Source organism: Priestia sp. 53B2 (assembly GCF_056099005.1).
Window position 1 is genome coordinate 1 of sequence record NZ_JBLZXA010000024.1, and the last position, 11,126, is coordinate 11,126.

The 11,126-nt window shown below is 31.9% G+C and carries 10 protein-coding genes; 4 read left to right on the forward strand and 6 right to left on the reverse strand.

Annotation, left to right across the window (positions count from 1 at the left end; all coding sequences use genetic code 11):
- Window positions 1-74: 74 nt before the first annotated feature.
- Complete coding sequence (locus tag ACN6NE_RS20180; RefSeq protein WP_129703763.1) at window positions 75-365, forward strand: spore coat protein; 291 nt, start codon at window positions 75-77, stop codon at window positions 363-365.
- A 659-nt stretch (window positions 366-1,024) separates the two neighbouring features.
- Here ACN6NE_RS20180 and ACN6NE_RS20185 read toward each other — a convergent pair.
- Both ACN6NE_RS20185 and ACN6NE_RS20190 read right to left on the reverse strand, forming a co-directional pair.
- Window positions 1,025-1,393 (reverse strand): hypothetical protein, encoded by a 369-nt coding sequence (locus ACN6NE_RS20185; RefSeq protein WP_474326876.1) that lies wholly within the window; start codon window positions 1,391-1,393, stop codon window positions 1,025-1,027.
- Between the two features lie 168 nt (window positions 1,394-1,561).
- The gene (locus ACN6NE_RS20190) at window positions 1,562-2,710 is read right to left on the reverse strand and encodes a tyrosine-type recombinase/integrase (protein WP_474326868.1); all 1,149 of its coding nucleotides are present in this window, start codon (window positions 2,708-2,710) and stop codon (window positions 1,562-1,564) included.
- A 479-nt stretch (window positions 2,711-3,189) separates the two neighbouring features.
- On the opposite strand from ACN6NE_RS20190, the gene ACN6NE_RS20195 reads away from it, so the two are divergent.
- On the forward strand, window positions 3,190-4,161 hold the full coding sequence (locus ACN6NE_RS20195; RefSeq protein WP_129703769.1) for a helix-turn-helix domain-containing protein: 972 nt from the start codon (window positions 3,190-3,192) through the stop codon (window positions 4,159-4,161).
- Window positions 4,162-4,624: 463 nt separating this feature from the next.
- Here the strand turns inward: ACN6NE_RS20195 and csaA are convergent, their stop codons facing one another.
- Together csaA and ACN6NE_RS20205 are read right to left on the reverse strand one after the other, a co-directional pair.
- Window positions 4,625-4,954, reverse strand: coding sequence for a chaperone CsaA (csaA, locus tag ACN6NE_RS20200; protein ID WP_129703771.1), 330 nt, complete (start codon window positions 4,952-4,954; stop codon window positions 4,625-4,627).
- 278 nt (window positions 4,955-5,232) lie between these two features.
- On the reverse strand, window positions 5,233-6,126 hold the full coding sequence (locus ACN6NE_RS20205; protein ID WP_474326871.1) for a sigma-70 family RNA polymerase sigma factor: 894 nt from the start codon (window positions 6,124-6,126) through the stop codon (window positions 5,233-5,235).
- A 598-nt stretch (window positions 6,127-6,724) separates the two neighbouring features.
- Here ACN6NE_RS20205 and ACN6NE_RS20210 point away from each other — a divergent pair.
- Both ACN6NE_RS20210 and ACN6NE_RS20215 read left to right on the forward strand, forming a co-directional pair.
- Complete coding sequence (locus tag ACN6NE_RS20210) at window positions 6,725-6,925, forward strand: hypothetical protein (protein ID WP_474326873.1); 201 nt, start codon at window positions 6,725-6,727, stop codon at window positions 6,923-6,925.
- Window positions 6,926-7,241: 316 nt separating this feature from the next.
- A complete protein-coding gene (locus ACN6NE_RS20215) occupies window positions 7,242-7,421 on the forward strand; it encodes a hypothetical protein (RefSeq protein WP_025751503.1) in 180 nt (59 codons plus the stop codon).
- 1,473 nt (window positions 7,422-8,894) lie between these two features.
- Here the strand turns inward: ACN6NE_RS20215 and desA are convergent.
- Together desA and ACN6NE_RS20225 are read right to left on the reverse strand one after the other, a co-directional pair.
- On the reverse strand, window positions 8,895-9,947 hold the full coding sequence (gene desA, locus ACN6NE_RS20220; RefSeq protein WP_129703775.1) for a Delta(5) desaturase DesA: 1,053 nt from the start codon (window positions 9,945-9,947) through the stop codon (window positions 8,895-8,897).
- Between the two features lie 353 nt (window positions 9,948-10,300).
- Window positions 10,301-10,753: a CBO0543 family protein gene (locus ACN6NE_RS20225; protein WP_368773668.1), complete on the reverse strand. Its 453-nt coding sequence runs from the start codon at window positions 10,751-10,753 to the stop codon at window positions 10,301-10,303.
- Between the last annotated feature and the right edge of the window lie 373 nt (window positions 10,754-11,126).

The window sequence follows — 11,126 nt, forward strand, 5'->3', positions numbered from 1 at the left end:
GCAAACGTCTACTAAAGCAATTGATGAATTACAAAAAATATTAAAGAAAGCTCAATAACAGGAGGGATCGAGGAATGGCTACTAAAAGTATGCTTAACAAAACATTAGATGATCTTGCTATTGCTACAGATTTATTATTATCAGCGAAAAATGGTGTACGAACATACGCGGTAGCGCTCACAGAAACGGCAACACCAGAAGTACGAAAAGTATTGAAAAAGCAACTAGATGAAGCCATCGATCTTCATGAAAAGATTGCTCAATATATGATTGATAATGAAATGTACCATGCCTATGATGTTGAAGAACAAATAAATCACGATTTAAAAAAGGCAGATACAGCATTAGATTTAGCGAAACGCTAAAAAATACTCTCCCATTAATGGGAGAGTATTTTTTTACGTAATATTCAATTTGAAATTGAATTTATATTAATAGATGATAAAAATAACGCATCGGGTCAATGGACTCGATGCGTTATTGATTAGTTATGCCCCACTACTTGGTTCGTAATACTCGATTCTCCAATAACCTCGTCCAAAGATGAAGACGAGGATGAGGATAAAACTTCAGATGACTTGCAATCAAGTTTCTTTGAATTTTTGGCCGAAGTTAGTCAGAATAAACAAATAATTATTTTGGAAAATAAAAAACCTTCAAAAGAAGTAATTAAAAATATTAATTTCATTGAATTTACTAAGAATCATAACAGAGGTAGGTCCGGATTTATTACCGTTCAAAAACAGTAGTTATTATAAGGTGTGAATTTAATAAATAAAAAACCATCTATCAGTATAGGGACTGACCTCCGATTTCGCGCCAGGTTCACAACGCCTTTTAAACAGCCAGTTTTCGGTATTGTACCGGTGACTGGTTATTTAGTTTCATTTGACTACGGATACGGCTTTAAAAGTAAATGTTACTAAAAAGCAATTGTATGTCTTTGAATACTGGCTTTTACAACTTTACTTACCTAATAATTGTTGTAGCCAACCTTTCTTAGTAGGTTATTCTTCATACCGACTTAATGTATTGAATTTTTACCTTCTAGTATTTCATGCATTGCAGCAGTGAAGATTTCATTTATTTCTTGTAAGGTATGTTCTATATAAGCATTTTGCTTAGTTAGCTGTTCTGCTAAATTCATAAGTACTTTATCTCCTTCACCTAACTGTTTAAGACGTTCTCTCATTCTTCTCATTTCATCAGTTACTATGGAATCAGCGTTTATTTCTGGAACAAGCTTAAATGCTTCTCCTTCAGTATCAAGGTATAAAGCTATCTCTTTAAGTGTATACTCTTGATCGCGATTTAGATGTTTGATTAATTGCAATCTCTCTAAGCCATCTTGTTTTAAAATACGATATCCATGTTTCTTTTTTGTAAAAGGAATATAGCCTTCAAGTTCTTTTAATCAGTCACGACGTATGGTATGTTGCTCTTCTTCTAAAATCTCTGCTATATCTTTTATAAGGTTCTGGTGCAAATATTACGTACATTTAAAAATAAAAGTTGTATGCATATCTAATTATTAAACAACAAGCTTGTATTGATCCCAGTATTAGAATTCCTCCTCTTTCCACATCAGTCCAATTTCTTGTTCTCGCTGTAAAACCTTCTCCAGATAACGTTCGGTGGTCTTACGATCACTGTGACCTAGTTCTTTTTGAATTAAAAAGATGTCTGCTCCCTGCTGCCTACTATAAATCGCATAAAAATGACGAAAGTAATGAGGCGTAATCCTGTCATTCCGTTCTTTTATAAAAGGTAATTCCGTTCGTTCAATGATACGGACAATATAATTACTTAAGTTTTTATAGTGATAATACCCACCATCTTTAGTTGGAAATAATGGACCTTGATTACTTGAATTTAATGCTGTACTGACATGACGTCGTTCTCGAAAAGCAAGAATGCGTTCGTATAGCGATGGATGAAGTAACTTATCAAATTTCTTTCCACCCTTCCCTACTCCTCTTAACCGATAATGGCCACTTAAACTGTCTAAATATACATCTCCCCACGAAGCTTTAGCTATTTCCTGTACACGCAATCCTGTCATCGCTAACATTGTCAACAATCCATAATTAATAGGATGGTCTTTATAGTAGTCTAGAAGCTGTTTGACTTCATGGTAATACAAATCTCGATTTGGAATTTCTTGTTCAGATAATGATGTGCTTAAGATTTCTTTGTGTAATGGACGCTGAATATACTTCGTTTCATGTAGCCATTTCATAAAACTTTTTAAAATCGTCATTTTAGCGTCTAAAGTTGCAGGTGAATAAGGTTTTCCTCCCTTTCCTAACAATGCAGTGCTCAAATAATTCTGGTAGTTCCGTATATGCCAAGGGCGTAGATTTTTAAAAATAGTTTTTTCTATATAACTGTCTACATCCTGTCGTAAGAACGACTCACTTTCTACCGCATACTGATAAAACTGCAGCAAAATCCGTAAGTATTCGGTTTTTGTATTTTCTTTTCGTTCTCGGTCCTTTCGAATATGCTTTCGTTGGTGGACATAGTAGTACATCATTTCTTCATCCGTAAAATCACTGAACATCTCTTCGCTTTTTCTCTGATGATTCTCATTTCTTTCTTCTAATGCATCATAATATTTATTATCTAACATCAGTGAAACGATTTTATTGAAATCCCCTTTTCTTTTTCTTACTTCTGTTCCTATATGTACTAATGAGAAATCTCGCATAAAACCTCTCCTTTTGCAAAATGTGTCTTCTTATTTATAGATCTCCCTCGGATTAAGATGTTTTCTTATCTACGTAAGGGTTAAGTATGTATTTATATGTATATAGATGATAAAGAACCTTTAAAACGTAATAATAGTTCTACTAACAAAAGTTAAACTACTAATTATTTTTATTAAATATCTAATATTTCTATAATCAAATATATATTTAAAGTTATTTATTATATTTATTACTTATTAATTGTAACTTATTTAAAAGTAAAAGTATAAACTTACTTTATAAAAATATAATTTAATCTTTATATCATTTGTAGAAAAATTTCCAATTTGTCATCATTTAGAGTAAATGATAAAACATATATTTTTATAAGTTAGTTATTAAGTTTACATATTAACTATAAAAACTTTTAAACTTTAATTATATGTTTATATGATATAATTAATTATTAGATAGAAGAAAGAGAAAAGGAGTGTATATTATGATTGATAATCCTACTAAAATTATTACCATTGAAGATGTAATGGAGATGTTATCTATTTCATCAAAGAAAACAATTTATACATATATTCAACAAGGAAAATTAAATCCTATTAATAAAGAGGACTGGCATATTGAAGGACGTTACGAATTTGATATTGAAGATGTGGTTCGTTTACAAGACGAATTAAAAAGGCCTGGACTTACGACCAAAGAGGTAGCGCAGCAACTGGATATCTCTGTCACAACAGTCAATAAATATATTAAGCAAGAACTGTTACCGGCGTTCCAAGAAGAATACCGGGGCATTAATTGTTATTTTGTGCATGAAGAAGATCTAGAAATGTTCAAGCGTACGCATGAAGTTGGACGAAAACCGAGTAAGCGTCATTTTTATCATGCCGAGCAAAATATTGCGCTTTTTCAGCTTTTTGTGAAGAATGACGAAGAAAAAGAGCAGTTTGCCCGTATCATCTCGGTAGAAGATCCAATTATGGCGGTTACAGAGCAACATGAAGAGGTAACAGTAGAAGAGTTACTTCGTAGAGGCTATGAAGCAGCCTACGAGATTGAATCGAAAAAAACAATTACCAAAGAAGGCTATGTTACATTTGCCTTTAAGCAAACAGCCTATGCCAAATCACAACTTTATAAGCTCATGGATTTATTCTATCAATACCTAAGCCCGACCAACATGAGAATTACGCCACAAGAAGAGAAAGAGCAATTTATCGTTGAAATCAAACCTGTATTGTTGACGGAATCAGCTCAAGAAATAGTTGAGTTATTAGAGTCAGTTCTTGTCTCAGGGAAAATTAATAAGCGTAGCCGTGGTATTTATATTGATAGCGACTTAGAAGTTTTACGCGTGAAAATAACAAGTGATTTGAAGGAAGAGTTGCAACAAAAAGCGAAAGAACTAGGTAAAAGAAACATTGAAGAATTGCTATTGTACGCTGTACAAAAATTATAGGATAGACTGAAATCTAAAGACGACAAGCTCACCAGTTTGTTGTCTTTATCTATATAGTGAATGATGTATTTGTCGTCAATAAGAGTAAATGATAAAACTTTAATTTTCATAACATGGTTTATACATTTACTTCTTGTTATAAAAAACGTTTGTTTTGTATTTTCAATAGAGATTATATTATTAAATATGTATTAATGTTAAGTACTTTTTATTTTTTTGTTATTATACATAAAACAATTTCTTAAAAGGTAAGTAGAAGATAGATTGATATATTAATAGCAGTAAAATTGGTTATTTTTTGCAAACTAGAGTGAAGTTAAAACTAATCACTTTAATAAGATGCTTTATTATTTACTTAATGTAATGTAAGTTACGGCATAAATAAAAAAGCACTAGTTTAAGACTAGTGCTTTTTTTATTTATTTTAATTATAAATTAGTTCGTTTTTTCTTTGACAACTTTATTAAGCAATCGGTGTACCATTTTTAACAAACTCACTAGGCCTTAATAGTACTACATCGCCATCTTCTGGAACTCCACCTATGACTAGTACCTCGGATTTAAAGCCAGCAATACGCATAGGAGGAAAGTTCACCACAGCAACTACTTGAGACCCAATCAGTTGTTCTGGTTTATAGCGTCTTGTAATCTGAGCTGAAGAATATTTCACTCCAAGCTCCCCAAAGTCTATCTCTAATTTTATTGCAGGTTTCCTTGCTTCTGGAAATGGTTCGGCTCTTACCACAGTACCAATACGAATATCTAATTTAAAAAAATCGTCGATTGTTGCCATCATTATCACCTATACTTTTATTATTTGGAGATACATTGTATAAAACTTCAATTTATCCCTTTGGACCTTATTGATTCTAACATAAGAAAAATGGATATTTTTGTCCTATTTCAAGAATATATTGTCCAATTATAAGGTGTAAGGGCGTTAAACATACTTAACAAAAAAGCTGTGAAACAACTGTTTCGATTTGACAACATGTGTGTGTTTATTTTTAAGATGTATTTTAATATTGAATGAATATATCTATTGCTTAAAACAAGTAAAGGATAAACGCTTTAAGTGGTCAATTTCTTTTTTCGCAATCGATTTAACCTTCGTTGAACCCCATACCTTGATCTTCCTATAAGTTGACCGATTTCTTGTTGAGTACGACCTTCCTCGTAGAACATATACCATAGACGAGCATCTTCTTCTTCCGTCCACTGTTTCTTTTCATATTTTGGGCGATTATAATAATCATATTTTCGTTGTTTCCTTACCCAATCCGGCTCTGGCAAAAGAGTATTTCTAGGTATTCTAGAAAAATTAAGAAGCTTTTTATTCTGCTCAGCCCATTTCCAAAAGGCTGATACTTCAACTCCTACAAATTTTCGTGTTTTTGCCCTTGTGATTTTATGAGGCAATTCCTTTTTTTGAATCCATTTATAGATAGTGTGAACATCAATTTGAAGACAACTTGCTAGTTCATATACTGTAATATTTCCTGTATAAGCCCTTACTCCATATACGCCTAAGCGACTTAATCTAGACTCTAATGCTGGTATACTTCGTTGTAGTCGTCTAGATATGTGTTCAAGAGATTTAGATCCATAATACTTTAGTAGATATTCATCTTCTTGACCGGTCCATCTACGTAGCGTTTCTTTTCGTGCTAGTTTTAATATTTTAATACGAGTAGCAACAGAAGAAGGGCTCTTATCTAAATGATTTCCTATTTCACGATTATTCATGATATCAATATTTTCTTTTAAAAAAGTATCTTGCTCCGTTGTCCATTTTTTACGTAAGCAATTTTCTTCACTACGGAGGTTTAATCGTATAATTCGTTTATTAACTGATTCTTTGCTACGATTTAAGTGTTCACCAATTCTTTGAAATGTCAACTGTCCATATTGTTTTGTAAGGAATAAATCTTCCTCTTTGGTCCATATCTTTTGATTTTTATTCAATGTTATCTCCCTCCAGCGCGTGCAGAAATCTTAAAGTGAAGAAGATAGTAAAAAAGACGTTAGTAATCTGTACTAACGCTTTTAATAACATTTATATTTATGGATTAGTAGTGCTTTTATTTGTGATTACCTAGGTTAGTTATAGTATGCCGTATTATAAGTATATATATAATATATCATATTTTCATATGGACAAATAAACATAAATTTCTATTTATAAAGCTATAAAGTACTTAGATATTACTTTTCTAAAGCAGAGAAAGTCAATTATTATTTAACCTTTATTTCGACGTGCATTTGTCTAAAAGGATGTTCCTTTTTAGACGACATTAGTTATTAATTGACTTGTAGAATCGATTTACGTTACCATTACAACAACTTAATACTCCAAAGGGGAGCAGCTGTACAATAAAAGTCGTCACTACGAAACATTTTGTTTCCAGCTTTGTTGGCAATCTTAATTGTTAGCAAGACCTTTGCCTACATTTTTAGTTAGGTGAAGTCTGTGTTTATACATCAAGCGCTTTTATCTACTAAAAAGATAAAAGCGCTTTTGGTTTTTTATAGATTTAAACTAATTATGAGGAGTGGTTAAATCATGTTCAAGAAACTGTTTGATTCACTAATGAATAATAAACATAAGCATTACAGTAGTAGTGATTACAAGAGAGGAAAATCAAAACCTTTTAAGAGTTATAGCAGTAGTGATGATTATAGAAAAGGCCGTGATCATCAGGGAAGTTATGGACATCATCATTATAAGAGAAAAAGAAAGAGTGGAAGTTTCTTTAGTAGTTAAATAAGAAAAAACACCCTTATTCTAAAAGCATTTGAAATGGTAACTTTTTAAAGGAATCTATAACTGGAGTTAAATAATAACATATATTTTTTCTTCATAAAGACTATTTTCTGAGACAAGCATATGTATAAAAAGCTGCATACTCCGGAGAAAGAATCCTTGGTAGAAGGCTTATACATATTGGGCAGTCTTTGTTGTAGTTATTCTTCATAATTTGTATTAAATATAAATAAATATAAGCTAATTCTAGAAGTATATGTTTTACCTATCTAAATGAAGGGAATAATAGGGTCAACTTGATAAAGGGAGTGATCTTATGCAAGCCGATATGACGGTCGAAGAAGTCAAAGCCCAAATCCAGTACTTAGGAACAAATGGACAATCTTTAAAAAAGAAAAAAGTAAAGCAAACACATCCAAAACTAATGAAAAATGCACTTTATTTTTTCCCTAGCTGGGAACATGCTATGGTAGAAAGTGGTGTAAATAGCATATAATAAACAGAAACTCAGTCTTTTTTGACTGAGTTTCTGTTTATTATATATGGAAAGCTTTTAAAGGAACAAGAATGATGGGTGTGGAATACAAAGAAAAACGTTTGCACAAAGATAGGAGAGATAAAAGACAGAAATTCTACATTTAATCAACTTTTACCAATGAAAAATCTACGTGACGTTCAAAAAACAGAAATTTTGGTGCAAATGGAACAAGCTTCAAAGAATAAAGATAAAGACACCCTCTTACGATTAACTAAACAGCTTCGAAGTATCTCATAGAATACCCTCTGTAATAGAATTAACCCACTAACAGGAAGCCTTTACATGAGAACAATAAAAAGCGACTTATCTATCCTAATTCGAACAGTAGGGTCGCTTATCCTATTTTTTATTCATATATTTACCCTTCCACTTTACAATATGTGTACATTTATCATGTTATATGTTCATCTTCTAACTGAATTACATCTTTGTCCTGAGATTGATTGAATAAATAAATAAGGTATGAATGTAGTTCGAATCGGTCTTCATCAATAAAATTAGAAAATACCTGTTTATTCTTTTCCTCCTTTATTTATGTTTCTTACTTCTATCATTACCTATCTAGTAATCTCTTATACATACAAATTAATAATGTACTTATTGATTGTATTAACTTGTATGTATCAAGTTGTATGTAACACAACACAGAGTTAAAAAAGTTCATTCTTTCTTTTTGTATGGGCTCCACCTGCGCCAAATACAACGATAGCCACGCATGCCATCCACCTGATTTAATTATAACAGAAAACGCTTACATTATGAAAAGTTATATCTGTAATTATAAAAAGTGATTATATTATTTTTTATGGACTTTTTGAAATATACGTAGATTTTAAGAACGTAAAATATCCTGGGTAAATAAAAATATTATTCAATGTAAAGAGATAATTAGTTATCAATCAATCGATAGGAGATATTCATCTGCAATACTCTCTGGGAGTTATTCTAAAGGAATCCCTCTTTTTATGTCGAAAATTAGCAAGTATTAAGGAGGGTTAAGGATAATCAGTGAAGGTTGATTGTAATGTCATATTTAAAGAAAAAATTATACTGCTGTGTGGTTACATAACAATGGTACTTGTGAAATTAAGGAACAAGATTCATTAGGAAAAGTTAAATTAGTATGAGTTTCTGAGTTTAAAGTGCTAAAAAAACATCAGTTTTTTCTAATCCAATGTTTTTTAAGTACTTATAAATTTAGTTTTAAGCGTTAGAAAAGATAGATTTTCACGAATGAGTTGTTAACTGTCGTCAAGAGGATAGTTTAAGTTTAAGTGAAGGTGTATTAAATAAAAGGTTTTAAGATTTACACACAATGTAGACAAATAGCGAATAAGGGACACTTTTTATGTAGTGACCCTTATTCGGATTATAGTTCAACTCGTCCAGGTATTTTTTATTAGGAAATGAATAGTTTTATCGTATGAATATTCAATTTTTATCTAGATTTGGCCTTTTATTATTCAAATTCATACGAGATTTTTTAATGTCTATTAGATGCTTAATTTCTTTGAAGCTTACAAATTTTTTATTTTGTTGATCTAAAAGTCGAAAACGAAGGGACTTCAAGCTTGTGCTTAGTGTAATTGTTGTTGCTTTCTGTAATGGTGGCGTAGACTCATGTGCCTTTTCTAAATTATAGTTTGGAACTCTTGGAGCCAAATGATGTACATGATGGAAACCAATATTACCTGTTACCCATTGTAAAACTTTAGGAAGCTTGTAATAGGAGCTACCATCAACCGCAGCCTTCACGTAATCCCACTCCTTTTCGTTTTCAAAGTAGGAATCCTCAAATTGATGCTGTACGTAAAATAGCCAAATTCCAAGTGATCCTGCTACAAAAAGAATGGGAGCTTGAACGAGCAGAAAAGCTTGCCAACCAATACCCCAACATAAAAGTGCATACACTGCAACAATTGAGAAATTGGTTAAATATGTGTTCAAACGTTCCTTTCGTTTCGCGTCTTTTCGATTCAATCGGTTAGAAACTAAGAAAAGATAGATGGGACCTAATCCAAACATAACAATTGGATTGCGGTAAACTCGGTAAGCTAACCGGCCCCAGTAGGAAGCTGCAACATACTCATCAACTGTCATGACCCACACATCACCAGTTCCTCGTTTATCTAAGTTGCTGCTCGTGGCATGATGAATCGAGTGGCTTCGTTTCCACTGTTCATACGGAAACATGGTGATAACCCCACTAATTGTACCAAGGATATTATTCACTTTTCGACTTTTGAAAAATGATTGATGACAACAATCATGGAAAATAATAAAGATTCGGACGACGAACCCGGCTGTAACAATAGCTAATGGCAATGTTAGCCAATAAGAAACGGACAAACTTTGATAAGCTAGAAACCAAAGTAGTAAAAACGGAAGGAAAGTGTTTATTAATTGCTTTATACTCGATTTCGTATTGGATTTTTCAAAAGGTGCTACATTTTTTCTTAGTTCAGTCGTTTTTTGTTTGCTCATGTTATCCTCCTTAAATCTTTACCGTGTTTAATATTCAGCTCTTCTTTATTAATTTATAGTAGCGCATAGTAGCTGGTAATAAAACATACAAACGTCAAGTAACTAGTATGACAACTGTCATACATGTGTGGATGTATTTTCTTAATGCAAGGAATAAGATGAATTAACTGCTATTCAGAATCAGAAGTAACTATCTAATGAAGAGGTAGCTACTGCTTCTGCTTTTTTTAATGTATATCATATATATTTTTAGTTACTATAATGTCAATTAAGGGAACCCAACAAAAAAGAACCTAATAAAATAACTTAACAGGTAATTTTTTTAAATTTTTTTCGAGTTTTCAGAAGGATAATTATCGTTTACTAGAAATTATTTTTCTCACCAATTTCAAGTTACTTACAAGAATAAGAAAAATAATTGGGTATACTAGAGCCGAATATAGTAATTTCCAGCCATTATAATAAAAAAAATCCGTGTTAACTACGAACCATTCGAATACAACAGAAAAAAGTGTCCAACTTAAAATATAAAGTACTTTTCTTCCTAAAGCTTTGTTAAATGGGTAAAAATTCAAAAATAAAAAACTGATAGAGGGAAAATACATAATAACTGCTAAAAGCGATAACCACTGAAACCCTTTTTGAAGATAACCATACAAATTGTAATGCAGGTCTAACACTAAATCTGTTGTTACCCCATAAGCGTAGGCAAAAATACATGTAGCATATATTTCAATAGGGGCTAATCTTTTAGGTGCGAAAAATGCTATTAAATTAAAAACTAGAAAGCACACAAAGACATACATTATTATTAGACTTCCACCTTCGATTACTAAATAAATTGGATACAATTAGTATGTCTATTTATAAAATTAAAATGTAAATTGGCCAACAACGAATAAATTTTCACATCCGGAACAAACTAACTATTCAAGACGCCGTGAGGCATCTATCCAATACTTTAAAATCCTTGTTGTTTTAGACAGAAAAACCTACTGGTGCCGGATGAACCAATAGGTTTTTCTGTCTTATAACCTTATATCTTATAAACGTTTAGTTAAGTCGGGTAAGCGAGGGGCATCACTGCCCCTGACTCCCCTAAGAACCGTACGTGAGCCTTTCAACTCATACGGCTCAAGCCTCCCATTGCAGGTCCATTTGCTGTCGTATCCTCATCAC

Bases quoted from the DNA above. Each gene is read 5' to 3' on its own strand.
- ACN6NE_RS20180 (WP_129703763.1), top strand. From the start codon at position 75: ATGGCTACTAAAAGTATGCTTAACAAAACATTAGATGATCTTGCTATT.
- ACN6NE_RS20190 (WP_474326868.1), bottom strand. From the start codon at position 2,710: ATGCGAGATTTCTCATTAGTACATATAGGAACAGAAGTAAGAAAAAGA.
- ACN6NE_RS20195 (WP_129703769.1), top strand. From the start codon at position 3,190: ATGATTGATAATCCTACTAAAATTATTACCATTGAAGATGTAATGGAG.
- csaA (WP_129703771.1), bottom strand. From the start codon at position 4,954: ATGGCAACAATCGACGATTTTTTTAAATTAGATATTCGTATTGGTACT.
- ACN6NE_RS20210 (WP_474326873.1), top strand. From the start codon at position 6,725: ATGTTCAAGAAACTGTTTGATTCACTAATGAATAATAAACATAAGCAT.
- ACN6NE_RS20215 (WP_025751503.1), top strand. From the start codon at position 7,242: ATGCAAGCCGATATGACGGTCGAAGAAGTCAAAGCCCAAATCCAGTAC.
- desA (WP_129703775.1), bottom strand. From the start codon at position 9,947: ATGAGCAAACAAAAAACGACTGAACTAAGAAAAAATGTAGCACCTTTT.
- ACN6NE_RS20225 (WP_368773668.1), bottom strand. From the start codon at position 10,753: ATGTATGTCTTTGTGTGCTTTCTAGTTTTTAATTTAATAGCATTTTTC.